This is a genomic window from Sphingopyxis sp. BE235, from assembly GCF_031457175.1.
GTDB lineage: Bacteria > Pseudomonadota > Alphaproteobacteria > Sphingomonadales > Sphingomonadaceae > Sphingopyxis.
Genome location: NZ_JAVDWC010000002.1, coordinates 1133813 through 1159592, shown reverse-complemented (window position 1 = coordinate 1159592; position 25780 = coordinate 1133813). Strand labels below are relative to the sequence as shown.

The window sequence follows — 25780 nt, the reverse complement described above, 5'->3', positions numbered from 1 at the left end:
TTCTCAAGCGAATGCGATTTGATGCCTGTCGCATTCTCAAGCGAATGCTCCGTGAATAAACCAGCGCATGGAGCCGGTGGCCGGATTGACCCCGTCGCCGAGGCGGAAGAGCCAGTAACGGCCGCCCGTCTCGGTCTCGACCTGATAATAGTCGCGGACGGTGAGGTGGGTTTCGCCTTCAATCCCGCCCTCGCGCCACCATTCGCCCTGCAGTCGCTCGGGTCCGTCGCCCTGCGTGACCCGGTAGCGTTTGCGGCGCCAGATGAAGAGGCGCGGCGCATCATCGGGAAGCAAGGCGACGACATCGACCGGTTCGGGCCGCGCGAGCATACGCGAGGGGCGCGGCCAGTCGCTCCAGCTCTCGCCTGTCCCGGGCGCGAGCGCGGGGAGGGCAGCGACCGAGCGCTCGGGCATTGCGCTCGGTCGCGGCGCCGCGCGCTGGAGCGCGCGCTGCCCGAAGCGGTTGACGAGCGTGTCGACGAGCGCGGGAAGATCGGGTCCGCGCCGTCCAATATTTTCGAGCGCGTCGGCCTGGCTCCCTTGCTGCCGTTCGGCGAGCGCAGCGATGAGCGTCATCGCCTCGATCCCGAGACCGGGATCGACGCTCTCGATCCGCGCGGCGAGCAGTTTTGCAAGATGCCTGGGATCGCGCGAGGGGGAGGCGGTTCCGACGCGGATGGCCTGGGTCTGCCCATCGACGCGGTGGAAATAGCAGTCGAGGCGCCGCGCGCCCGTTCCGGCGCGGGTGAGCTGGCCTGCGATATCGTGCGCAAGGTCGCCGATCACCTGCGCCAAGGCATCCGCCGTCGCGAGCGGCTCCATGAAGCCGCGCCTGGCCTGCGGCAGCTCTTCAGGGAAGAGCGGTTCGATGGGCTCTGGGAGCGTGCCGAGTGCCTGGTCGAGGCGGCGATGCAGTTCGCGCCCGAACCGTTTAGCGAGCGGACCGCGGGAGCTCCCGATCAGCTGTTCGATCCGTTCGAAGCCCAATTTGCGCAGGCCTTCGACATCGGCGGACGGCAGGCGGAGCGCTGAGACGGGCAGGAGCGCGATCGCCTTGCGATGCGCCCCGGGTTCAACCGTGACGGGCCGCCCGGCGGGGACATGGCGGGCGGTCGCATGCGCGCAGCCGGCCGTGTCCGCGACCGCAATTTGCAGGCTGAGACCTAAGGCTGCGACGCGGCGGTGAAGATCCGCGAGCAAGGCTCGCTCGCTGCTGAAGATAGCCGCGCAGCCGGTAATGTCGAGCCAGAGCCCGTCGGGCGGATCGGGCGCGACAATCGGCGAATAACGCGCGCCTGCCCAGAGGGCGAGGCGCCGCAGCCCGTCGAGGTCGGCCTCGGGCTCGCCGTCGACGACATCGAGCTCGGGCGCGAACGCCCGCGCTTTCGTGATCGTCATGCCCGTCTGGATGCCAAGCAGCTGCGCCTCGCGGCACGTCGCCGCAACGATACGCCGGCCATGGTCGGGGATCGCGGTGACGAGCGGGCGGAGCGGGGCGCTGCCGTCAGGCTGCCGCTTGCGCATCTTCCTGCGCAGCCGGTCGGTCGACCAGTGCGGCAGGAAGAGCGATACGACCCGTCGCATCGCAGCCCTCCACGATCCAGTTGTGCGGATTGCCGCCGCGCGCGCGCTCGAGCGCGACGCGCCAGCGCGCGCGTCCGATCGCGGGGATGCCGAGATCCTCGGTCGGACTCGCGGTGATGCGCCAGCGGGTCACGGCGGCGCTGCTTTCGGCAGGCTCGCCGGCCTTGCAGGCACGGCGGAAGATGAAGGCGGGGACCCCCGAGGCCTCGGCGGCGAGCTGCAGCCGCTTCGAAGCGGTGGTGCTGTATTTCTTGACCTCGCCGACGACCCCCGCGAGCCCCGGATGGCGGAGGCATTCCTCCATCGCGAGGAGGACGTTGGTGTCGCTGCCCGCTTCGAGATGAATCAGCCGGTCGGGATGGAGCCCGGCGAGATGGAGCGCGGGGGCGAAGAGATCGCGCCAGCGCAGGCACCAAAAAACCGGGCCGTCGCTCCTGGCGAGGATACCGGCAAGGAAGATCGTGGCGCTCGCATCGTCGGCCAGTTCGGGACTGCCGGCGAGCTCGTGGAGCGCGCCGGTGGCGATTCCGCGCGCGGGAATTCGCGAGTCGAGATCATCGATCCCGAACGGGATGACGTCATGGCGTGCGCCCACGCCTTCGATTTGCGCGATTTTGGCGCGAATTTCTTCAAGGATGGCGGACTGGCGCATAGGTGCGGATAACTCGGTAAGCTGGCCTTATGTTCCTTCTTTGTTCTCATTGCCTGCTCTTCGTCAAGGCGCGCTGCGGCGAAGCGATATCATCGCTGTGGATGAAAAGCCGGAAAGCGAGGGTGCCGGGGGGTGCAGCGGGGCGGAGATACGAGCCGGCGGTGCGGCAGATCGAAGGTGCGGGGCATTGCGCCGGGAAGCGGGGACGGGGCGTGGAGCGGGGGTGGGCCGGGCAGCCGTGAGCCCCGGCTTTCGCATCCGGAGTCATGAGTTCCGCTGTGACCCCTCGGCTCCCGTTGCATGGGACCTTTCCCTCATTGGCTGCCTGATTGCGGGGCTCGGCTCGCCTAATGCCGTCAACCCCCTGCGGGGGTTCGCCCTCGCATGCGCTCGGTGACGGCGGCTCACGGCCCCTCCTTCTGGCGCCATCGGGGATGGTCCCCGAGCATCAAAGGAGACTGGACATGGGTACCACCATCGGAAATCTGACCCTCAAGGACGACGGCAGCTATGAAGGCACGCTCGCGACCCTGATGGTCACCGTGCCGATCGCAATCGTCCCGAACGGCCGCAAGATGAAGGAAAGCGAGCCCGTCATCAACACGAGCCGCCGAACTTACCACATTGAACTGCGCGCGACGCCTTCGACCTATATGGCCGCAGTCTCGTGGCGCTATCCGCAGGACGAGCTGATCGCGCTTCGCGCGGCCGAAGCCGAGCGTGTGAGGGCCGCGCCCGTCGCCAGCGGGATCAATCTGCCGTCGCTCAACTTCGCCTACCGGATCAGCGGCGACAAGGTGCCATGGCGCCCGGTGCGCGCGTTCGACGACGGCCGACAGCTCTTTGTCGAGTTCAGCCCTTCGATCGCGACCGGCGAGATGCCGCCGCTCTTTGCGGTCGGCGAGAAGGGCGTGGCCGAGCTTCTGAACTACCGTGTCGACGGCCGCTTCATGATCGTCGACCGGTTGTTCGATCGCGGCGAGCTTCGCCTGGGCGCCGGAAAGGCGGTGAAGAAGGTCCGTATCGTTCGCGATGCGTCGGCTGCGCGGGTACGCCCGTGAGCCGGCCCGAGGACGCCGAAGGCGAGGCTCCGACCGCTGAAATGGCACCTGACGCGGCAGCGGTAGCGCCTGCGAGCCCCGACGGCTTTCGTCTTGAGGGCGAACTGCCTCGCGTCATGCGCCTTTCGCGCAAGACGCTTGCGGTGCTCGGCGGCACCGCCGGGATCGCAATCGGCGGCGCGCTTCTCTGGGCGCTGCGCCCGGTCGATCCGAAGGCGGCACAGGAGCTCTACGAGGTTACGTCGCCGAACCGGTCCGAGGCCGTGACCGGGGCGCCCGCAGACTATGGCGCCGTCCCCAAGCTCGGGCCGCCGCTCCCCGGGGACCTGGGTCGGCCGATCGTGTCGGCTCAAAAGGCGGGCGAGCCTGTTCCCGTCCCGGCGATGGGGCCGCCAACCGCCGATCCGCGCCAAACCGCGCGGGAGCAGGCGAGGCAGCGCGCGCTGCAGGAGCGCGAGGTGGCCGAGGGAAGCCGCCTGTTTCTGGGCGGCGGCAGCGCGGCGGCCGCCGTGTCCGGAATTCTTGATGCCCAGCCGTCAGCCGCAGATCCGGCCAAGGAGGCGGGTACGCATACGGCGGCGCGCAAAGCCTTTCTCGCCCGCGGGCCGCAGCGCGCGTTCGAAAGCTCCGAGCGGGTCGTCGCGCCGAGTTCGGCGGCCGTGGTTCAGGCTGGCACGGTTATCCCCGCCGCTCTGATCACGGGAATCCGGTCCGACCTCCCCGGCCAGATTACCGCGCAGGTCACGCAGAATGTTTACGATAGCCCGACTGGGCGGCTGCTCCTCATTCCGCAAGGCGCCCGGCTTGTCGGCGAGTATGACAGCGACGTGGCGGCGGGCCAGCGCCGCGTCCTGCTTGCATGGGATCGTCTCATTCTTCCGGGCGGCGGGTCGATCCGGCTCGATCGCGAGCCGGCGGGCGACGCCTCGGGTATGGCCGGTGCCGAGGACCGGGTGAACAATCACTGGGGCCGGATGCTTCGGGCAGCGGTGGTGTCATCGTTCCTTGGGATCGGAACGGAACTTGCCGCGGACGGCGATGGTGACCTCGTCCGGGCCCTACGCTCGGGTTTGCAGGACAGCACGAACGAGGCCGGGCGTCGGCTCGTCGAACGCGAACTTTCCGTTCCGCCGACGCTCACAGTGCGGCCGGGTTTCTCCTTGCGAGTGATCGTGACCCGAGATCTTATTCTCGAGGAACAGCTGGCGAGTAGCCGGCGATGAGCAAGCTGCGCCTCGGTCCGGTCGTCGAGGAGCGGCCGGTCAAGCTGAGTGTCGAGCTGCCAGGATCCCTCATGCGCGATCTTGCGGACTATGCGGCCATCCACGCAAAACTGACCGGGTTGGCGACCCCGCTCGCGCCCGAAAAATTAATCGCGCCGATGGTGGAACGGTTCATCGGCAGTGATCGGGAATTCAGCAAGCAACGCCGGAGGAAAGCATGAGCGGCGGAACGGACCGACTCGTACGCCTCCCGACAGTTATTTCGCGAACGGGACTGTCGCGATCGACGATCTACGAAAAGATCGCTGAAGGGACTTTCCCGAAGCAAATCCGTCTGAGCAAAAGCTCGGTCGGCTGGCGTGAATCCCAGCTTGATCAATGGATTGAGGACCCACCTTCTTACCGAGCCGACATCTGAAAACAGGTTGCCCCGCGCCTTCTCACCCGCGTGGATAGTTGATTGGCCTGACGATAAGGCTCGGCCCTCGCCAAGCCGCACTCAAACAGCGTCGCGCGCGCGCGAGACAAGCGCTGCCCGCTGTCTCCATGCGGCGCATCATCCGGTTCGCGCGGTCGCCGCAACTCTCGAGTCTGCCCGAATGGTCGCCGCAACACTCCCCAGCAGAATTCAATCAGAGGCTCTCGCCGCCCACTCGTCGACGGGTGTTCCGGCCGGAGCAACGCTGTGACCGCTCGGGCCAACTCTCATCGGTTGCATTGATCAGACGAGCGAGTGTTCTCTCATTCGAAACGGGGGTTGATCGAGAAGAGATTTTCCACGAAAATGGATGCGCTTCTGAATACGGTCGTTCGAATCTTTTCGCCTAATGAACGAAAGTGTGGGGGAAAGTGTGGGGGAATTAAGCCCTCTTGACGACCTAACCTATTGTTAAATTAGACGCAAATTTTTGCGTTCGATACAAGCCCTGCCACCATTTTCCCAGATCGCATATCGAACCAGCGACTTTTCGCTGGCGCGCATCGGCAAGCGGTGCAGGCGGGCCGCGCATCTGATGGTGCCCGATGTGTTGTCGGAAATCTGGATGACGAAGCCGGAGCCAGCCCGTCGGGTAAGGGAGGCGACGGGCAGGCTTGCTCACCAATTCGCTATCGCGACTGCCGCGCGAACGGTGTGAGCCTACAGGATGTCGAACGCGTGCAGCACCAGCCAAAGCAGCGACGACACCGCAAGGACGCAAAGGAACCAGCCTTCTTTGCGCATAGTTTTCTGTCCCCCCAGCCCAATGTTACAATTGCTACCCCTGCTCCAACAATTCAAGCGCGATCGCGTCCGGCCGTCCATCGACCTATCGGATTAAGCCATAGGGATTAGGTTGTTGCGCTTGACCAACGCGGGGAGGGGTGCTGCACTCGCCTGGGGGAACAGCGTGCGCATACTCATCGTCGAAGATAACGCCAGGATCGGCGCTTTGACCGCCGAAGGGCTTTCGGCGATGGGGTTTTGCTGCGACATCGCGCCGATACTGTCCGAAGCGTCCGAACTGATTGCCGCGACCAGCTATGATATTATCGTGCTCGACCTCGGCATGCCCGATGGCGACGGGCGCGCATGGCTGATGGTCGAGCGTGCGCACGGACTTGCGACGCCGGTGATCATGCTCACCGCGCGGTCGGCGTTGGGGGATCGCATCGACGGCCTCGATGCGGGTGCCGACGATTATCTGGTCAAGCCATTCGCGATCGAGGAGCTTGCCGCGCGCGTCCGCGCGCTGCTTCGCCGGCCGGGGGCTCGCTCGAGCCCGGTCCTCTCCGTGGGGCCGGTCGATTTCGACACCATCGCGCGCGTGGGTAGGTGCAAGGGCGAACCGCTCCACCTCAGCCAGCGCGAAGCGGCGCTGCTCGAATTGATGATGGTCAAGGCGGGCAGCGTCGTCAGCCGCGAACAGATCGAGGCGTCGCTCTATTCCTTCGACGAGCCGGTAACCCCGAACGCGATCGAAGTGCTGGTCTCGCGGGTGAGGAAAAAGCTCGCGACGCTGGGTGTGCACGATCAACTGGTGACGCTCCGCGGCGTCGGTTATCTGATGCTCGAGCCCGTCGATTGATGCAGCAGGGGCGCTCGATCATCGACGAACTGCGGACAGGCTTTGCCTGGATGGCGGCCGCGGGCAGTGTCGTGCTCGCTGTCTTTCTGGTCGTCGATTTCGAACTGGTCCGAAAGGATGTCCGCGAAAGCTACGGGCATATCGGCCTCGTCCATGAGGTGATCGATCATGTCATTTTCCCGATCATCGTCCTGCTTGCCCCGCTGGCGATCGCGACGCGGTGGCTGATCGCCCGCGCGCTCAAGCCGCTCCATGACGCCGCGGAATTCATTCACCAGGCAACGGGCCGCGAACGCGGTTTTCGCGTGACGCTCGCCGATTTCCCGACCGAAGCCATGCCCTTTGCCGAGGCCGTCAACGCCCTGTTGTCGCGGCTGGACGATGCGGCGCGGCGGCAAGAGGGATTTGCCGCCGATGTCGCGCACGAGCTCAAAACGCCGCTTGCGGTCGCCATGCTGGAACTGGGGCGGTTGAAGACCGCCGATACCGACCGCGTGAGCGCCGATCTTGGGGGAATGAACCGTCTGGTCGAGCAGTTGCTGGTGCTCGCCCAGCTCGACGCCTATGCGGCGGCGCCGCAGCCCTTCCGGCCGATCGATCTGGCGGATGCGGCGCTCGATGCGATCAAGCTTTGCGCGGTCGAAGCGGCGCAGAAGGGGGTCGCGCTCGCGTACCGCGACGAGGGCGGGCCACCGGTGATGGGCCGTATCGAAGCGGTGACCGCGGCGCTGCGCAATCTCGTCGAAAACGCCGTGCGGGTGACCGCCGCGGGCAAAGAGGTGGTTATCGTTCGCGGCCCGGGACCCAAAATTCGCGTCGTCGATGGCGGACCCGGGATCGAGCCCGCCCGGCTGCTTGCCCTGTCGGACCGTTTTCGGCGCGGCGAACATGCGAGTTTTGGCGGCGCCGGCCTTGGCCTGTCGATCGTCGCGCGCATTATGGAAGTGCATGGCGGAGCGATGAAAAGCCATCCGGGCGAACCATCGATCGAGCTGGATTTCGACAACATTGTAGCGACTTGATACAGATTTCGTGCCCGTCAGCTTTCTGTAAGCAAAATCCGCTACATCTCGAACTGAAGGATTCGGTAGGGCGGATCTTTCCGGCGGACTAGCTCAAGACAAAAGAGGGGAGCAGCTATCCGGCGTTCACAGCGGGTCGCAACCGTTGATGAACTTTGGGGGAAATATTTTGTCCGCTGTATCAAGGGCACTGGTCTGGGAACGGCAGCTACTTTGCCGAAGCGGTCTCGCTTCCATCATCCGGCGCGAATTCATTCATTGTGACGTTGCGACCGCGGGAGATGCCGAACAGGCTCTCGACTGGCTGGCCGCAACCGGCGCGCATGACATGCTGGTTCTCGATGGCGGGATCGACCTGAAGTCGGTGGTCCCCGGTGGTATTCGCGGATTGCGTCACCGCTTTCCGCAGCTTTCGCTGGTGGTCGTCGACTGGCGGCGCGATCGCGACGCGGTGCTCCGCGCCATCTCCGACGGCGCGCATGGTTTTATTCCGAAGGACATGGAGCAGGATGAAATGCTCCAGGCCTTCCGGCAAGTGATGGCCGGGCAGGTCTATGTTCCGCCGATCGTCAGCGACGTCGACGCGGAAGTACGGGCGACAGGCTCTTCTGGTTCGCACCAGGCCTCGCTATCCAGCCTCACCGAACGGCAGCGCGAAGTGCTGGCGCATATGTCGATGGGTAAATCGAACAAGGAAATCGCGCGCTCGCTGCGCATTTCCGAAAGCACGGTGAAGGTCCATGTGGCGGCGGCATTCCGCCTGCTCGGCGTGCATAATCGCGTTGGAGCGGTGGCCGCGCTGCAGAGCCGCGGAGACGCGTCCGCTTTTATCCGGGACCAGTTCCTCGGCCGCCGCGCGAACGACGATTTCAGCACGCGCGCTTTCGGTTAAATTTCATCGATAACAGAATATTTTTATCCCGCTTGTCCCGGGAAAAATATTTGTGTCCGTATATTGCCCAAAAGTACTAAATAGTCCCGCCATCAGGATAGTGAAGAAGACTCATAGAGTCCCATATCGGGCTAGTACGTAAAGTCCAATCGACTCCATATCCCGATTTTACTTAACCTGTTTTTAAGCCGTCGGGTGAGTCGATTCGATTCGCGACGTCGGTCTTGCTGGCGGGGGGCCGCACCAGCTTTCTGTTCAACCTTTCGTCCGCACGATTTTGCGGATGAGGCCGTGTGCGTCCGTCGCATGCGGCCGGACCGGAGACGCGACATGGTACAGCTTACGAAACACGACCTGAACTTCATCCTCGCCCAGATCAAGATCGCAGAGGCGCACGCAGCGGGGGGCGATCTCGCCGCGCTGGTCGCCGGCTATAACGGCAATGACGGGTTCGCGCAGGCGCATCTGCTGCCCTATGGCCTCAGGACCGTCGACGGCAGCTATAACAACCTGCTGCCGGGCCGCGAGAAATGGGGCGCGGCGGATCAGTCCTTCCCGGGGATCTTCACGCCCGAATATATGAACGACGCCGACGGTGATCGCTACGACTTCAATCCCGCGCCCAACGGACCCGGCGCGGATGGCATCATGGGTACGGCCGACGACACGGGCGTAAGCTGGTACACGAACAATAATTACGCCAACGCCGGCACCGGCAGCGGGTCGTCACCCGGCCCGGGCAGCGGCACCGTGATCGACGCCGATCCGCGCATCATCTCCAACCTGATCGTCGACCAGACGCTGAAGAATCCCGCCGCCATTGCCGCGGCGCTGACGCACGCCGGCCTGTCGGGCCAGCCGCTGATGACCGCGCTGACGCAGATCGTTGCGGCACGCGACGCACTCGACGCCGCCATCGCGGCGGCCGAAGCGGCCGAAGGGACGATCGGCGACCTCGCTGCCGCCGTCGCGGCTGCCCAGCTCGCGCTGACCGGCGCAGCGGCGGCCGATGCCGCGGCTGCGGCGCAGGCGGCGACCGACCAGGCCGCCTTCGAAGCCGCCGACGCCGAAGTCGCCCCGGCGATGGGGACGCGCGACGTGAGCCTCGCCGCCTATGTGGCGCTCCTTGCCGACAATACGGATAACAGCGAGCAGGCCGCCGAGATCGCCGCGGCTCTGGAAGCATATGGCGCGGCCGAGGCCGCCTACCAGCTGGCGCAGGACAATGCCGAGGCGGCGGAGGCGACCTCGACCGCGTCGGCCGCCGCCGCCGCTGCCGCCGCCGCCGCGCTTGTGGCGGCACAGGCCGCGCTGACCGGCGCCGAAACCGCGCTGGCAGAGGCGCAGGCGGTCGATGTCGTCGTCGCCGAAGCCAACGCCGCGCTCGACGCGGCGCTCGCCGAACATGGGGTGGAGATGGACGGCAACACCGTCTTTCTGCCGAACGTTTCGCCCGACGAAGGACTGTCGTCGCCGTTCAACGGCTGGATGACGATCTTTGGACAATTCTTCGATCATGGCCTCGATCTGGTCGCGAAGGGCGGCAACGGCACGGTCTATGTGCCGTTGTCGCCCGATGATCCGCTCTATGTTCCGGGCGGCCAGAATTATATTCCGCTCACCCGCGTGACGGTGAATGCCGGCGCCGACGGCGTCCTCGGCACCGCCGACGACGGTCCGGGGCCGAAGAATCTGACGACGCCGTGGGTCGACCAGAACCAGACCTATGCCTCGTCCGCGTCGAAGCAGGTCTTCATGCGCGAATATATCGCGGGTCCCGACGGCAAGCCGGTTTCGAGCGGCCTGCTGCTCGAAGGCAGCAACGGCGGTCTTGCCACCTGGGCCGACATCAAGGCGCAGGCGCGTGACGTGCTGGGGATCGAGCTTACCGACCTCAATGTCGGCAATATTCCGCTGATCGCCACCGATCCCTATGGCAATTTCATCCCCGGCGCGAACGGCTACCCGCAGCTCGTCGAAGGCATGGGCCCCGATGGTCAGTTGGGCACGGCCGATGATGTTCTGCGTGAGGGCAATCCCACCGCGCCCGTCAGCGCGCAAGGCGTCGTGCTGACCGGCCATGCCTTCCTCGACGACATCGCCCATGCTGCGGCGCCGGTTGTCGCGGGCGGCGTGCTGCAGGCCGACACGGACTCGGCGCTCGGCTATGCCAATGCCGACGGTACGCCGGGCCCGCAGGGCCAGCGCGGCCCCACGGCGTATGACAACGAGCTGCTCGACCGCCACTTCATCGCGGGCGACGGCCGCGCGAACGAGAATATCGCGCTGACCGCGGTGCACCAGGTGTTCCACGCCGAACATAACCGCATCGTCGAGCATACCAAGGATGTGACGCTCGCATCGATGGACCGCGCCTTCATCAACGAATGGCTGCTGACCGACCTGACCGATGCGCAGTTCGCGACGCTGACGAGCGGCAATCCGACCGCGATTGCGACGCTGTCGGAATCGCTGGTTTGGGACGGCGAGCGCCTGTTCCAGGTCGGCCGCTTCACCAACGAAATGGAATATCAGCACCTGGTGTTCGAGGAATTCGGCCGCATGATGCAGCCCGACATCGACGCTTTCGTGTTCGAGCCTTCGGCCGACATCAATCCCAGCATCGCCGCCGAATTCGCGCATGTCGTGTATCGTTTCGGCCATTCGATGCTGCGGCAGGACATCGCGGTCATCGAAATGGATGAGAACGGCAATCCGGTGCAGAACGACATCTCGTTGTTCGACGGCTTCCTGAACCCGGTCATGTACGACTCGCTCGGCACCGCCGAGCAGGCGTCGGGCGCGATCATCCGCGGCATGAGCCGCCAGACGGGCAGCGAGATCGACGAATTCGTCACCGACGTGCTGCGCAACCAGCTGCTCGGCATTCCGCTCGATCTCGCGACGATCAACCTCGCGCGCGGCCGCGACGTCGGCATGCCCTCGCTGCAGACTGCACGCGAACGCTTCTTCGACGCGACCGGCGACACGTTGCTGAAGCCCTATGAAAGCTGGGCCGATTTCGCGCTTAACCTCAAGAACCCGGCGTCGATCATCAACTTCATCGCGGCCTATGGCACACATGACACGTTGATCAACACGCAGGCGAATCCGAAGACGGTCGAACAGCTTCGCGAAGCGGCGACTTTGCTCGTGCTTGGCGGCGCCGGCGCACCCGCGGACCGGCTCGACTTCCTCAATGCCGAGGGCGCCTATGCCAATGACGCGAAGCTCGGCGGGCTCAACGACATCGATTTCTGGATCGGCGGCCTCGCCGAAAAGAAGATGGCGTTCGGCGGGATGCTCGGTTCGACCTTCAGCTTTGTGTTCCAGATGACGATGGAAAATCTGCAGGACGCCGACCGCTTCTATTATCTGTCGCGTACGCAGGGCCTCAACCTGCTCAACGAGCTGGAGAATAACAGCTTCGCCGAACTGGTGATGCGCAACACCGACCTCGGCGACGATCATTCGACCGCGCTGCCGGGTAATCTTTTTTCCGCATTCGAAATGCCGACGCTGGAAATGGATATCAGCAAGCAATTGGGCGCCGATCCGGTGTCGGACGATCCCTTCCTCGGCGGCTTCTCCAACCTCGTCGAGCGCATCGACGCGAACAATGACGGCGTCGCCGAATATATCCGCGTCAACAGCAACGAGCATTTCACCATCGGCGGCACCGAGAACAACGACACGATCGTGTCGGGCGGCGGCGACGATGCGATCTGGGGCAAAGGGGGCAACGACCGGATCGAAGCCGGTTACGGCGTCGACAAGGTGTTCGGCGGCGAGGGCGACGACATCATCACCAACGCCGGCACCGACATCGGCGAGGCCGACTTTCTCCACGGCAACGAGGGCAATGACGTCATCCATGGCGGTTCGGGCCTGTCGCTGCTGTTCGGCAACCAGGGCAATGACTTCATCATCACCGGCCCCGACGGCAAGGAAGCGTTCGGCGGCACCGGCGACGACTTCATCCTCGGCGGTTCGGGCGGCGACTTCCTGCTCGGCAACGAAGGCAATGACTGGCTGGAAGGCGGGCAGCGCTTCGATACGCTGGCCGGCGAGAATTCGGAGCTGTTCTTCAACTCCTCGATCATCGGCCACGACGTGATGAATGGCGGCAGCGGCGATACCGACTATGACGCCGAATCCGGCGACGACATCATGTTCCAGAATAATGAGGGCATCCAGCGCTCGAACGGGCAGGCCGGTTTCGACTGGGGCATCCACAAGGGCGATAGCACCGCCGCCAATTCCGACCTCGGCATCCCGATCTTCGAGACGCAGGAAGCGTTCATCCTGCGCGACCGCTTCGACCTTGTCGAAGGGCTGTCGGGCTGGATCCACGACGACACGCTGACGGGGCGCAGTCGCAGCACCAATGCGCGCGGCGAGTTGCAGAACACCGCCGCGATCCCGGGACCGGACTCGCCGCTCGACTCCTACTCCAACGATCTGCTGGCGAAGAACGTCGATCTGATCGATGGGCTCGACGTGCTGGTCGCCCACCTTGGCGCGGGCATCCCGGTGACCAAGGTGGTCAATGGGCAGACCGTCCCCGTGCTCGACGAGAATGGCGTGCAGGAACGCGTGATCTTCAGCACCGCGCAGGCGGGAGACATCCTGCTCGGCGGCGGCGGCAACGACGTCATCAAGGGCCTTGCGGGCAACGACATCATCGATGGCGACCGCTGGCTCAATGTCCGCATCCTCGTCACCCCCAAGCCGGGCGACGGCTGGGCGGCGTTCAGCGTCGACAGCATGACCGAAATCGCGCCGCGCATGGTCACCGGCGAGATCAATCCCGCCCAGCTGTCGATCGTCCGCGAGATCCTCGACGGCGATGCGGCAAACGCGAGCACCGACATCGCGGTCTACACCGATGTCGTGGAAAATTACACGTTCACGCGCAATGCCGACGGCAGCATCACGGTCGATCACACCGGCTTTACCGATCCTGGCGACGGCGAGGATGGGAATGGCGAGGACATTCCCGAAGAGACGCTCCAGAACCGGCCCCTGTCGGATGGCACCGACCGGCTGTTCAACATCGAGAAGCTGCGCTTCTCCGACGGGAATGGCGGCACGGTGGAATATACGATCAGCCAGTTGATCAACGAACCCGCCACCGGCGCACCCGTGATCAGCGACTTGACCCCGACCGAGGGGCAGGCGCTGACCGTCGATACCAGCGGCATCGCCGATGCCAACGGCATCGCCAGCGGCTTTTCCTATCAATGGCAGGTGTCGGAAGATGGCGGCACGTCCTGGTCCAATCTCCAACTCAACGCCAATGGCGCTTCGTTCACACCGAACGAGGGAGTCCTGGGTGTCGGCAGCCAGGTCGGGGATATCCTCCGGGTGGCGGTCAGCTTCACCGATGGCGGCGGCAATGCGGAGACCGTCTACTCGGTGGCGACCGGCGTCGTGGGTGACGACTGGAACGGCCTGCCGCTCGTAAACAACGTTTTTAATGGTACGGCTGGCGACGACATTGCGGACGGCGCGAATGCCGTCGCCATCCTGGGCGGCGGCAACGACACGTTGAATGGCAACGGCGGGAATGATGTGCTTAATGGCGCTGGCGGTGCCGACACCCTGAACGGCGGTTCTGGCAACGATCGCCTCGATGGCGGCACGAGCACCCCGTTTTTAAGTCCCACCCAGCACAATGATGTCGCGGTGTGGGCTGGCGGCGTGGGCAGCTTTGCCTTGGGGTCGAGCGGCACCAATCTGGTCGTCACGGACCTGACTGGCGCCGAGGGCACCGATACCCTTAGCACGATCGAAACGCTTCGCTTTGCGGGTGTGTCCTACACGGTGGTGGCAGGCACGACCGGCAACAACGCCAATCTGAATGGCGCAAATGGCGCCGCCGGATCGCAGGCGGTGTTCGGCCATGCCGGCAACGACTCGCTCAACGGCGGTGCGGCCAACGACCTGCTGATCGGTGGACAGGGCGACGACACGATCCGGGGCGATGCCGGGAACGACATCATCTACTGGACGGCGGGCGACGGCCGCGACGTCATCAACGGCGACACGGCTGCGGCGAATATTGCCGGGACGACGGACACGGTGAAGATCGTCGGTGACAGCTCGGCCGAAACCTATCGCATCTACTCGCGAGCGGCAGCGCTGGCGGCCGGCATCACTGGCCTCAACGCGAACACCGAGATCGTGATTACCCGCAATGGCACCAACAACGCCGCGATCATCGCCGAAATCGATAATATCGAGGAGATTGTGATCAACGGCATGGGCGGCGGCGACACCTTCACGCCGATCGGCACCTTTGTGGGCACCAGCCTGCTGACCAGCACGATCACCATCGAGGGCAGCGAGGGCGACGACACCGTCGATATCACGGCTCTCCAGTCGGCGCATCGCATCGTGTTCCGATCGAACGGCGGCAACGATGTGATCATCGGCGAAATGCGCGCGCAGGACCGCTTCGAACTCGCCGATGGCAAGACCATCGCCGATTATACGGCGACCGATAACGAGGATGGCAGCACGACGCTGGCGACCGAAGGGCATAGCGTGACCTTCTTTGGCACCACCGCCAACGCACAGAATGCCGGGACATCGCATGACGACGACGATGGTGACGACCATGAGGACGATCATGGGCACGATGACGACGATCATGACGACGATGACGATGCCGTCGTGGTCCCGCCGTCCGACGACGACACGCTGACCGGCGGGGCTTCCGATGATGTTCTGAAGGGTGGATCGCGCGACGACGTCATACGCGGCCGCGGCGGCGACGACGTCATCGGCGGCGGCTCGGGCGACGATCGTCTCGACGGTGGTGCCGGCGACGACGATCTGGCCGGTGGGTCGGGGGACGATGTGCTGCTCGGCGATGCCGGCGACGATAGGCTCGCGGGCGGATCGGGTGACGACCGGCTCGACGGCGGCGACGGCGATGACGTCATGGCTGGCGGCAGCGGCGACGACATATTCGTCTTCGGCGAAGGCGACGACCGGGTCACCGACTTCCAGCTCGGTGAAGACATCGTCGACCTCAGCGGGCTTGGCATCACGGCGCAGAGCTTCGCCTCGCGCGTCGTCATCAGCCAGTCGGGGAACGACACGCTTGTCCGCATCGACGGGAATGAGCTGCGTCTCGACGGTGTCTCCGCCGCCAACATGCAGACCGCCTCGTTCGCATTTGCTTCGGCGGGGCAGAATTCGGCGACAAATGGCGCGCCGCCGGCCGAGAGCGAGGCGACGGCGAACGATCCGTCACCGCAGCCCGTCGATCAGGGCGGAACAGGCGCGCCCGACCCCTCGACGTTGAGCCATGATCGCTGGAGCGACGGGTTCGACAGTAGCCTGGGACCCTGGTGGCTGAAGTCGCGGTTCGAAGCGAACGGACACCACGAGCAGGCCCATTATGAATGGAGCCTCCTCTAAAATCCCGCGCCCCCGGGAGGTCCGGGCCGGCCCCCGCCGGTCCGGACTCGACCGAACAGGAAAGAACCAGGGTCATGCGAACCGATTCCGCCGTTCCGCCGCAGATCAGACAGGCCTTTGCCGCGTGCCGTCAGCATTTTGTGGCGGCCGCCGCGTTCAGCGCGCTCGTCAACATCCTCTACCTCGCGCCGACGATCTACATGATGCAGGTCTATGACCGCGTCGTTCCGACCGGCGGGGTGCTGACCTTGTTCTGGATCACCGTCATCGTCGCGCTCGCCATCGCCTGCCTCAGCGCGCTCGACATGGTGCGCAGCCGGTTGATGCTGCGCGCCTCGCTGCGGCTCAACCGCCAGCTGGCGGCCCCGATCCTCGATCGCCTGCTCGCCCGCGCAAAGGGCAATGCCGACCCGGCGGCGGCACAGGCGATGCGCGATTTCGACACTTTCCGGGGGGCGGTCGCCAGCCCATCGGCGATTGCCCTGTTCGACCTGCCATGGACGCCGCTCTATTTCGTGGTCGCGTTCATCATTCATCCGGCCCTCGGACTGCTGATCCTCGGCGCCGGTGTCGTGCTCCTCGGCCTCGCGCTTCTCAACGAGCGGGCGACCAAGAAATCGGCCGCGACGGGCCATCAGGCGATGGCGGCCGCTTATGCAAAACAGGAGTCGATGTTCGAAAAGGCCGAGATCGTTCGCGCGCTCGGGATGCGCCGCGCGCTGGTCGCGCGCCAGATCGCCGATCGCCGCGCGGGGCTGGAGGCCAGCGCAAACACGCAATTGACCGCCGCCCGCTACACCGGGCTGGTCAAATTCGCGCGCATGTTCCTGCAGTCGCTGGCGCTCGGCGTCGGCGCCTGGCTTGCGATCAACGCCGAAATTTCGGTGGGCGCGATCATCGCCGCGTCGGTGCTGCTGGCGCGTGCGCTTCAGCCGATCGAGCAGATGGTCCAGGCGTGGCCGACGATCGGGCAGGCGCGCCAGGCGAAGGCATCGATCGAGGCGCTGTTCCGTTCGACCGACAATCTGGTCGGCGATCGCGTCGCGCTGCCGGCGCCCGAGGGTTATGTCGAGCTGTCCAACATTTCGCTGCGTTCGCCCGACAACAGCGCGCTGATCCTGCGCGGCGTGTCGACATGGCTGATCCCCGGCGAGGTGCTCGGCGTGATCGGTCCCTCGGGTGCGGGCAAGACCACGCTGGCGCGCATCGCCGCGGGGGCGATCCCGCCCGACGGCGGCGAAGTCCGTATCGACGAAGCGCAATATGGCGACTGGGATGCCGAACGCCTCGCGTCGCACATCGGCTATCTGCCGCAGGAACCGACGCTGCTGCCGGGCACGATCGGCGAAAATATCTCGCGTTTTGCGGCGGCACGCGGCGAACATGCGGTCGACATCGACGACAAGGTGACACGCGCCGCGATCGCCGCAGGCATTCACGACCTGATCCTGCATTTGCCCGGTGGTTATAACGCTGCGATCGGCGATGGCGGATTGCGCTTGTCGGGCGGGCAGGCGCAGCGCATCGCGCTGGCCCGCGCACTTTATGGCGATCCGAAGGTTCTCATTCTCGACGAACCCAACGCCGCGCTCGACAGCCAGGGCGAAGAGGCGCTGAACGATGCCATCGCCGCCGCCAAGCTGCGCCAGACGGCGATCATGATCGTCACGCATCGCCAGTCGGCGCTGCGCGACGCCGATCGCCTCGCGGTGCTGAAAAATGGCGTGATCGAATATCAGGGGCCGCGCGGCGAGGTGATGGAATTGCTGCGCGAGAGCGCGGCCGCCGCGGCGAATGTCATCAAGATGACGAGGAACAAAAAACCATGAACGCGATGAGCTTTGGCGACGATTTGCACGGCGAACCGCTTCCCGTCGATACGATCGATTCCCCCAAGCGCGAGCTGCGCACGGGGATATGGATCGCCGCGGCCTTTTTTGTCGGCTTCCTCGGCTGGGCGGCGTTCACGCCGCTCGACGCCGGCGCGATGGCGCAGGGATCGGTGTCGGTTTCGGGCAATCGGCAAGCGGTGCAGCACAAGGATGGCGGCATTGTTACCGCACTTATGGTGACCGAGGGGAGCGAGGTGCGCCGCGGCGACGTTCTGCTCAAAATCTCGGCCTCCGATATCGTCGCCGCCGAACGCGGCCTGACCGGCGAAGTCGTGGCCTTGCTGGCGCAGCGCGCGCGATTGACCGCCGAACGCGACGGCGCGCGGCACATCGCGCGGCCGGCCGAATTTTCATCCTATCTCGCGGGCGATCGGGTGCTTGCTGACGAGGCAATGCGCGGCCAGCGTCTGCTTTTCGATGCGCGGCAACGGTCGGGCGTTACCGAACGGGGCATGCTGGGCCAGCGGATCGCGCAGCATAACCAGCAGATCGGGGGCTATGGCGCCCAGATGGAATCGAACCGGATTCAGCAGCGGCTGATCAACGAGGAACTGACCGGCCTGCGCACGCTGTCCGAGCGCGGTTTCGTTTCGACCAACCGGCTGCGCGCGGTGGAGCGCAGTTCGGCGCAGCTCGACGGCGATTTCGGCGCGCTGCAGTCCGACGTCGCGCGGCTGGAGGAGGCGATCGGCGAATCGCGCTTGCAGATGGTATCGCTCGACCGGCAGGTGATCGAGGAGGTCGCGACCCAGCTGCGCGAAGTCCAGGTCCGGCTCGACGAGCTGCAGCCGCGGCTGTTCGCGACGCGCGAGAGGCTGACCCAGTCGGTCGTCCGCGCGCCGTCCAACGGCCGCGTCGTCGGGCTGAAGGTCTTCACCGTCGGCGGTGTCGTCGCGCCGGGAGAAATGCTGATGGAAATCGTGCCGCAGGACAAGGCGCTGGTCGTGCTGGCGAAAGCCTCGCCGAACGACGCCGACGACCTGTCGTCGGGCATGCAGACGCAAGTGCGCTTTTCGGGCATCCAGGAACGCAGCCTGCCGATCCTGAAAGGCCAGATCAGCAAGGTGTCGGCGGACAGTTTCGAGGACAATCGCACGGGGATGGAATATTTCGAGATCGAGGTTGTCGTTCCGCCCGCCGAAATGAAAAAGATTGCGGCTCTCCGGGGCGATGGCAGCTTGCGCGCGGGCATGCCCGCGGAGGTGATGGTGCCGCTGCGCGAACGGACCGCGCTCGGCTATCTGATCGAACCGCTCACGCAAACATTGTGGAGGGCCGGCCGGGAACATTAGGTGTGAGCCCTGTTGAGCTGGCCGCTTGCTTCAGCCGCGGTTCGACTGCAGGATCCGCCATTCGTCGCGGGCGAGTTCCCAATAGTTGGAGATGCGGACCGATCCGTCGGGCCTGATACTCTGTCGTTCGCCTTTTGCCTGGAACCCGGCCGCCTCGATCACGTGCGCGGATCGTATATTGTCCTTGGCGGCCGTGAGGCCGATCAGGCGAACGCCGAGATGCTCGAACATCCAGGCGAAGCTGCGCGCGGCGCCTGCCTTGCCCCGGCCGCGACCCTGCACATCGGCCCGGCTCGCTCCGGCGAGTTCGGCGGCCGACCGCTCGGGCCAGATGGTGAAATAGGAATAACCCGACACCTCGCCCCGTTCGTCGAGCGTCACCGCCAATATCGCTTCGCCGCGTGTTTGCCGCTTGCGAGCTTCTGAAATCCAGTGCGCTATGACGTCGGCCGTAAAAGGCCGGGGAAGGTCATAGATCGGGTCGGATATGGCCGGGTCGGCGAGCAGCGCGATCAAACCCGGGATATGATCGGGGCTCGCGAAGCGATGCGTTGGGCCGAGGAGCGAGAGGTCGGCGGTGCCAACGGCGGTGCGGATCGCCGCCGCTTCGTGTGCGGTCACCGCCAGTTTCGTCGTCGGCGGTGCGCTCATTCTGCCGACGCGCTTTCTTTCGCCATGGCCGCTATCGGCGACGGCAGGCGTTCGCGCAGCACCAGGGTTTGGGTGGCAAAGCCGATCGGACCCCGTTCGTCGTAAAGCCGCGACAATGCGGTGCCGACCCCGCCGGCATGGACTTGCGTTTCGGACAGCAGCCCGATCCATTCGCCGTCCGCGGGACGGTGCAGGTGCAGGCTGAGATCGGCGTTGGCGAAAAGATAATGCTCGGCCGACAGCACCCAACTCACGCCGCTGCCAAAGTCGGCGGCCGCCGCGGCGCGCATGGCGGGAGATGTCGGTTGGTCTTGTATCAGCGGGACGGTCAGGCGGAACCATGTCGCGGCAGGGCCGGGCCGGGTCGAATCGCCTTGCGCCATGCGATGCTCCATCGCGCTATGGTAGAAGGAGGTGCCCGCCGACATGCCCGGAATAGTGAGAGGATCGCGGCATTCGTCCGGCGGTGGCAGCAGTTGTGCGGGTCGCCAGCCTGGCGTTTCCGGCGGGAGACCGAGAGTCTGACCGCGTACGAGAAGCGCATGGGCGCGGGCGACCAGGGTCTCGCCGGCGAACAGGTCGATCGTGACGCGCGTGGTGGAACGGCCGGGATGAATGTCTTGATGCGTCGTCAGCGGCGCGACGGGCACCGGCTTGATCAATTCGATGCTCAGGCGCGAGAGCTGCCATTCGGGATCGGGCAGGGCGTTTTCGGCGAGATACGCAAATAATGCGCCGGGGGCTCCGCCATGCTGCGCACGCGCGTCCCATGGGCCGCTCGACAGGATGGTCGGGTGCCAGACATCGCCCTGCCGGGCGAATACCGTAGCGGGCTGACCGCGCGACGCCGAGGCCGGATTATGAGGCATGATGCTCCCTGTGCAGCGTATGTCTGGAAAAGGCGATGATGGCATCGTTGAAGATATCGTTGCGGTCGCCCGCAACCATGTGACCCGCGCCGGCGATATCGGCGACCTCGAGCCAGGGGAGCCGGCGGCGAAACGCCGCGACGCTGGCATCGCTCACGACATCGCTCGACAGGCCGCGAACGAGCAGGACGGAAAGGTCGGGGAGGGTGGCCAGTGTTTCGGCGGCTTCCGGCAGGGCGCCGAGTGAGTCCGACCGCTGCCTGTCCAGCATCCGCGGATCCCAATGCCAGTAGAGCCGCCCGTCGTCGCGGCGGCGGAGATTCTTCATCAGGCCGCTCGTATCGCGCGTCCGGGGCCGGTGCGGATTATAGGCATCGACGGCGGCGGCGGCTTCCTCGACCGAGGCGAAGCCGCTCCGGTGACTGTGCATGAAGGAGAGGACGCGCTCGATGCCGCGGGGCTCGGGTTCGGGGACGATATCGACCAGCACCAGTCCCGCGGGTCGCAAGCCCTCGTGGATCGCGTGAATTGCGGTTGCGCCGCCGAGCGAGGCGCCGACGAGGATGAACGGGACGTGCAGGAGGCTGGCCACGGCCTTCAGATCATTGGCCCGGTCGCCGATGAAATAGGCACCATCGGGCGACCAGTCGCTGTCGCCATGCCCGCGCGCGTCGAAGTTCAGGGTCTGCAAACCCTCGGTGCGCAAGCTCGCCACTGCGCGACTCCAGCTATGTCGCGTCTGCCCCCCGCCATGGAGCAGGATCACCGCCGGGGCGCTCGCCGGGCCGCCATGATCGACGACGAGATCGAGACCGTCCGCCGAGCGAATGATGCGCTGTTGCATCGGTAGGATATGCTGGACGTCGGTCATGCAGGCTTCCTTGTGGCGGCGGTGTCGAGATGCTCCATCACCGTTTGATTGAACCGGTCGAGCGCTCCCTCGAACCGTCCGAACAGGAAATGATCGTTCGCGCCTGAAGCCAGCCCGGCGTGAATGCCCTCGCCGATCCTGATGTCTTCCTCGAGCGTCTTGATGGTGATCGCGTGGTTGCGCTGCCAATGGTCGCTGCTCTTTCCTTCGCGCGGTTCGCTGCCGGTCGGGGCGAGCGTAGCCAGGCGAAGACTGGTGCGGCCGGGCGCGAGCGGCTCCTGCCTGATCCAGACCACATGATCCTGCTGGACGAGCAACTGGGTCGTCGGAAACAGCGTGTAGACGAGGTTGGCATGGTCGCGCATCCGCCAGCCATCGCGCGAGGTATCGGTGAGCGCTGCCATGCCGGTGCGCGGCAGGACCGAGCGCAGATGCGGCCCCAGCGCGCGATAGCCGGAGAGATTGTCCTCGAAATAGGGGCCGATGGTGTCGCGATGCGCGACGCGGAAGTGATAGGATTCGATTCCGCCTTCGATCAGGAGCTTCCAGTTGGCGTTGCAGACCATGCGATCCTCGGCCGCGATCGTCATTGCCGCCATTCCCAGCGCGTCGAGTTCGTCCGCGAGCGGCGCGAAATAGCCGTCGAAGTCGAAGCCGCCGCCGGGATTTCCCGCCACCCAGACGAAACCGAAGGCTTCGTGCACCGGCAGCGGCTTCAGGCCGATACCCGCCTTGTCGATCCCGCCGAAGCCGCTCTCGAAATGGGGGGCGCCGACAAGCGGGCCCGAATTGGCATAGGTCCAGCCGTGATAGGGACAGGTGAAGCGATGCGCGCAACCCGATGCGGCCTCGACCAACCGCGCACCGCGGTGGCGGCAGACGTTGAGAAAAGCATGCGCGGCGCCCTGCCTGTCGCGCGTCAGCAGGACGGGAAGGCCGTGGACGTCGCAGCGCAGGAAGGCGCCGGGGCCAGCGAGCTCGCTGACATGCGCCGCGGCCTGGGGCAGGCGGCGCATGATCGCTTCGCGCTCGCGGGTGAAGCGTGTTTCGTCGAGATATTGTTCGACCGGGCTCTGCGCGACGGTCTCGTCGAGGAAAAAGCTTCGGGTCGCGGCGAGCGACCGCAATTCATCGATCAGTTCAAGTTCGACCCCGCGGTCCATGCGAATCCCCTTACCGGTTGGTAGGGACGTTGACTTACCGATCGGTAGGCGTCAAGCCATGGCGCATGGCCACGGCTTTCAAAACCTCCGCCTCCACCCGCGATCGCATGATCGAGGAAGCGCGCGCGCTATTCGCGGAGCGCGGCTTCTACGGAGTCAGCATCGCCCAGATCGCGGCGGAACTTGGCCTGACGAAGCAGGCGCTGCTCCATCATTTCGGAACCAAGGAACGGCTCTATGGCTTGGTGCTGGAACAGATCGCGGGCGAGCTGGCCGGTCTGAAGGCTTCATCGGAACCGGGGGCCGACGCGGCCCGGCAGTTGCAGGACTGGCTCGTCGCGATGATTTCCGACACGCCGCCGCGGATCGAGCGGTCGCGACTGCTGATGCGCGAAATCCTCGACAATCAGGTCCGGGCTGAACGCGCCGGATCCTGGTATCTCAAGCCGTTTCTGGGCGAGCTTGTAACGATGCTTCGCGGCGTACCGGGCTGGTCGGGCGCCTCGGACGCCCAATTGCGCGCCACCGTGGTTCAACTGCTCGGCGCGGTCAATTATCATGCCGTCTCCGGCCCGACCTTTCGGGGCATCTTTGGCACGGAGGCCGCGCAGGCGATGAACGACATATTCGCATCGCAGTTGCGGCATATGGTGCATGCTGTGCTGGCGGCAGGACCGGAGGCGTAGACGCTGCGGCACGGCGTCGCTGGACCGTGCCGCAGCGATCGCTTTAGAAGCGGACGGTTGCGTTTACACCATAGGTTCGGGGTTCGTTCGCAAGGATGCGGTTTGCCGTGCTCCCCGGAAAGGCGCCGTTGTTGAGGCCGAGCGCCGCGCCGAGCGGTTGATAGACCGCGAGCGGGCGATAATGGGTATTGGTGAGGTTGCTGCCGAAGATCGCGAGCGACCAGCGGTCGTCGGGGCCGCTCAACGTCAGCCGCGCACCGAGCAAAGCATAGCCGTCGGCGATCGATTGCGGATTGGCGTCGTTGACCGTGCCGACATATTGATCGGACACGAACGAGACATTGGCGTTGGCCGCCCATGTCCAGCCGCTCGATCCGATATCGCCGTTCCAGTCGACTGCGACATTGCCCGACCAGGGGGGCGAGAAGCTGTTCGGCTTGCCGGTCAGATCCTGCGTCCCGCCGATACCGGGCAGGCCCGAGGCGCCCGCAAAATCGGTGAATTCGGAGTCGAGATAGGCGAGCGAGCCCGAGAGCGAGAAGCGGTCGCTCGGCGCGAGCTTCAGGTCGAGTTCGAAACCCTGCTGGCGCAGGTTGCCGGCGTTGCGGACGACGAAGCTGACCCCGTCGAAGGCGCGATCCTGAAAGCCGGCGATGTCCATGCGGAAGAAGGTGATGTTGGCGGTGAGCGCGCGATCGAGCCAGCTTGTCTTGGCGCCGAACTCGTAATTCTTGACCGTCTCGCGGTCGAAGACGCGGCGCGTCGAGATCAGATTGCCCTGCGGGTCGAAAGTCGAGAGCGACGGTATGCCGCCGCCCGAATTATAGCCGCCCGATTTATAACCGGTCGAATGGGTGGCAAAGAGCATCACGTCGTCGGCCGGCTTGTAGTTGAGGCTGACGCGATAGGTGAAGCGGCTTTCGGAGAGGCCGGGATAGTCGAGCACTTCGGGCGCGCGGATCGTCTGGGTGAAGGGGCTCGATAGCTGCGAATAGCTGCCGCGTTTGCGGTCGTTGGTCCAGCGGCCGCCGAGGGTCAGCGTGAGCGCGTCCGAAAGATAGATATTGCCCTGCGCATAGGCGGCGATGCTGCGGACCTTCTGATACACGTCCTGATCGGTCGCGGCGACGCCGCCGGTGCTGGCGAAATAGGCGGCGCATGCGGTGCGTCCCGGCCCCGCCGGGACGAGGACGTTGCAGAACTGCGTGTCCATGTTGAGCTGCTCGCCGAGCGCGAATTTCTCCTCGAAATAATAGACACCCGCAACCATGTCGAAATGGCCGCCCAGCCATTCGCGTTCGGGCGAGATAAATTGCAGTTCGTGGTTCTGGCTGCCCGAATCGAACAGGTTGCGCCGCGTCGCGAGCGGGACGGGCAGAAAGATGATGTCGCCGTCGAGCTGGTCGTTCGTCCATTTGCGATAGCTGTTGACGAGGCGCAGCGTCGATCCGCCGCCGATTTCGAGCGAGGCGGTGCTCGACACGCCCCAATTCTTGTCGAGCAGGCCCGAGGCGACCGACTGGTTCATCACCCGGTCGTTCAGGTTGGTGTCGGGGCCGCCGCTGAACGCCGCGCGGAGGAAGGCAAGCCGTGCCGGGGCGACCGAGGCGGGGTCGAAATCGAAATTGACGACGCCGTCGCCGTCGAGCCGCGTGTAATCGCCGCGCACGATCCATTCGAGGTTGCCGAACTCGGCCTTCACCGTGCCGCGCACCGCGACGTCGTCCGACCCGCCGTAAGTCTTGCCGTCGTAAACGTTCTTCCACGGCCCGTCGTACCATTGGCCCATCGCCGCGACGCGTGCCGAGACATTCTCGCCGAGCGGGACATTGATATGGCCCGACAGCTTGTAGCGGTCGAACGATCCGGCTTCGGCCGAGACTGCGCCCGAAAATTCATCCTCGGGCAGTGCGCTGCGGATCGACAATGCGCCGACGCTCGCGTTGCGCCCGAACAGCGTGCCTTGCGGCCCGCGCAGCACCTCGACCCCGTCGATATCGAGGAAGGCACCGAGGATCGAGCCCGAGCGCGGGACATAGACGCCGTCGACGAACACCGCGACGCTTGGTTCGATCAGCGTGTTGGCGAGGCTGCCGACACCGCGGATGCCGATGCGCGTCGAGCCGGTGTTCGACGAACGGACGGTCTGGAAATTGGTCGCGACGCGACCGAGGTCCATCACGGTGAGGATGTTGGCGCTTTCCATCGTCTCGCCGCTGACCGCCGCGATCGAGATCGGCACGTCCTGGATATTCTCGGCGCGCTTCTGCGCGGTGACGACGATCGCGTCGCCCATGTCGTTCGCGGTGTCGGCGGGTTTCGCCTCCTGCGCGTCGGCAGGCATGGCCGCGAGTGCGACAGCGAAGGCGGCAAGGCTCGTGCAGGCAATCCTCTTCATATTTCCCTCCCAGGATGATCTATTGGT

18 protein-coding genes are annotated in these 25780 nt (G+C 65.2%); 11 read left to right on the top strand and 7 right to left on the bottom strand.

The genetic code is table 11. The features are described 5' to 3' along the window. Positions 1 to 36 precede the first annotated feature (36 nt). Together J2X38_RS12665 and J2X38_RS12660 are read right to left on the bottom strand one after the other, a co-directional pair. Positions 37 to 1584: a DUF6504 family protein gene (locus J2X38_RS12665; protein WP_310254553.1), complete on the bottom strand. Its 1548-nt coding sequence runs from the start codon at positions 1582 to 1584 to the stop codon at positions 37 to 39. Next, positions 1505 to 2236, bottom strand: coding sequence for a damage-inducible mutagenesis protein (locus J2X38_RS12660; protein WP_310254551.1), 732 nt, complete (start codon positions 2234 to 2236; stop codon positions 1505 to 1507). Before J2X38_RS12660 ends, J2X38_RS12665 begins: the two co-directional genes overlap by 80 nt. 464 nt (positions 2237 to 2700) lie before the next feature. On the opposite strand from J2X38_RS12660, the gene J2X38_RS12655 reads away from it, so the two are divergent. From J2X38_RS12655 to J2X38_RS12610, 10 genes are all read left to right on the top strand, one after another. After that, complete coding sequence (locus J2X38_RS12655) at positions 2701 to 3297, top strand: DUF736 family protein (RefSeq protein ID WP_310310858.1); 597 nt, start codon at positions 2701 to 2703, stop codon at positions 3295 to 3297. Beyond that, positions 3294 to 4520, top strand: a complete 1227-nt coding sequence (locus J2X38_RS12650) for a TrbI/VirB10 family protein (RefSeq protein WP_310254547.1) — start codon at positions 3294 to 3296, stop codon at positions 4518 to 4520. The genes J2X38_RS12655 and J2X38_RS12650 overlap by 4 nt, the downstream gene beginning before the upstream one ends. Continuing rightward, positions 4517 to 4741 carry a DUF2274 domain-containing protein gene (locus J2X38_RS12645; RefSeq protein WP_310254545.1) on the top strand — a complete coding sequence of 75 codons (225 nt, stop codon included), beginning with the start codon at positions 4517 to 4519 and terminating at the stop codon, positions 4739 to 4741. Before J2X38_RS12650 ends, J2X38_RS12645 begins: the two co-directional genes overlap by 4 nt. Further along, positions 4738 to 4938 (top strand): AlpA family transcriptional regulator, encoded by a 201-nt coding sequence (locus J2X38_RS12640; protein WP_077029207.1) that lies wholly within the window; start codon positions 4738 to 4740, stop codon positions 4936 to 4938. The genes J2X38_RS12645 and J2X38_RS12640 overlap by 4 nt, the downstream gene beginning before the upstream one ends. Positions 4939 to 5908: 970 nt before the next feature. Next, a complete protein-coding gene (locus tag J2X38_RS12635; protein WP_058536225.1) occupies positions 5909 to 6586 on the top strand; it encodes a response regulator transcription factor in 678 nt (225 codons plus the stop codon). Then, positions 6586 to 7608, top strand: coding sequence for a HAMP domain-containing sensor histidine kinase (locus J2X38_RS12630; protein WP_310254539.1), 1023 nt, complete (start codon positions 6586 to 6588; stop codon positions 7606 to 7608). Before J2X38_RS12635 ends, J2X38_RS12630 begins: the two co-directional genes overlap by 1 nt. 148 nt (positions 7609 to 7756) lie before the next feature. Continuing rightward, on the top strand, positions 7757 to 8500 hold the full coding sequence (locus tag J2X38_RS12625) for a response regulator transcription factor (protein WP_082639303.1): 744 nt from the start codon (positions 7757 to 7759) through the stop codon (positions 8498 to 8500). Positions 8501 to 8830: 330 nt separating this feature from the next. Then, a complete protein-coding gene (locus J2X38_RS12620; RefSeq protein ID WP_310254537.1) occupies positions 8831 to 15931 on the top strand; it encodes a peroxidase family protein in 7101 nt (2366 codons plus the stop codon). Between the two features lie 74 nt (positions 15932 to 16005). Further along, positions 16006 to 17760, top strand: coding sequence for a type I secretion system permease/ATPase (locus J2X38_RS12615; RefSeq protein ID WP_310254535.1), 1755 nt, complete (start codon positions 16006 to 16008; stop codon positions 17758 to 17760). Next, the gene (locus J2X38_RS12610; RefSeq protein WP_310254533.1) at positions 17757 to 19115 is read left to right on the top strand and encodes an HlyD family type I secretion periplasmic adaptor subunit; all 1359 of its coding nucleotides are present in this window, start codon (positions 17757 to 17759) and stop codon (positions 19113 to 19115) included. Before J2X38_RS12615 ends, J2X38_RS12610 begins: the two co-directional genes overlap by 4 nt. 30 nt (positions 19116 to 19145) lie before the next feature. Here the strand turns inward: J2X38_RS12610 and J2X38_RS12605 are convergent, their stop codons facing one another. From J2X38_RS12605 to J2X38_RS12590, 4 genes are read right to left on the bottom strand one after another with little or no spacing between them, the layout of a single operon-like run. Next, positions 19146 to 19766 carry a GNAT family N-acetyltransferase gene (locus J2X38_RS12605; protein WP_310254531.1) on the bottom strand — a complete coding sequence of 207 codons (621 nt, stop codon included), beginning with the start codon at positions 19764 to 19766 and terminating at the stop codon, positions 19146 to 19148. Beyond that, positions 19763 to 20635 (bottom strand): thioesterase family protein, encoded by an 873-nt coding sequence (locus J2X38_RS12600; protein ID WP_310254529.1) that lies wholly within the window; start codon positions 20633 to 20635, stop codon positions 19763 to 19765. The genes J2X38_RS12605 and J2X38_RS12600 overlap by 4 nt, the downstream gene beginning before the upstream one ends. Then, on the bottom strand, positions 20625 to 21506 hold the full coding sequence (locus J2X38_RS12595) for an alpha/beta hydrolase (protein WP_310254527.1): 882 nt from the start codon (positions 21504 to 21506) through the stop codon (positions 20625 to 20627). Before J2X38_RS12595 ends, J2X38_RS12600 begins: the two co-directional genes overlap by 11 nt. Continuing rightward, the gene (locus tag J2X38_RS12590) at positions 21503 to 22669 is read right to left on the bottom strand and encodes an SRPBCC family protein (protein WP_310254525.1); all 1167 of its coding nucleotides are present in this window, start codon (positions 22667 to 22669) and stop codon (positions 21503 to 21505) included. The genes J2X38_RS12595 and J2X38_RS12590 overlap by 4 nt, the downstream gene beginning before the upstream one ends. 107 nt (positions 22670 to 22776) lie before the next feature. Here J2X38_RS12590 and J2X38_RS12585 point away from each other — a divergent pair, with 107 nt between their 5' ends. Next, on the top strand, positions 22777 to 23355 hold the full coding sequence (locus J2X38_RS12585; RefSeq protein WP_310254523.1) for a helix-turn-helix domain-containing protein: 579 nt from the start codon (positions 22777 to 22779) through the stop codon (positions 23353 to 23355). A gap of 43 nt (positions 23356 to 23398) precedes the next feature. Here the strand turns inward: J2X38_RS12585 and J2X38_RS12580 are convergent, their stop codons facing one another. Beyond that, complete coding sequence (locus tag J2X38_RS12580) at positions 23399 to 25753, bottom strand: TonB-dependent receptor domain-containing protein (RefSeq protein WP_310254521.1); 2355 nt, start codon at positions 25751 to 25753, stop codon at positions 23399 to 23401. Positions 25754 to 25780: the final 27 nt, after the last annotated feature.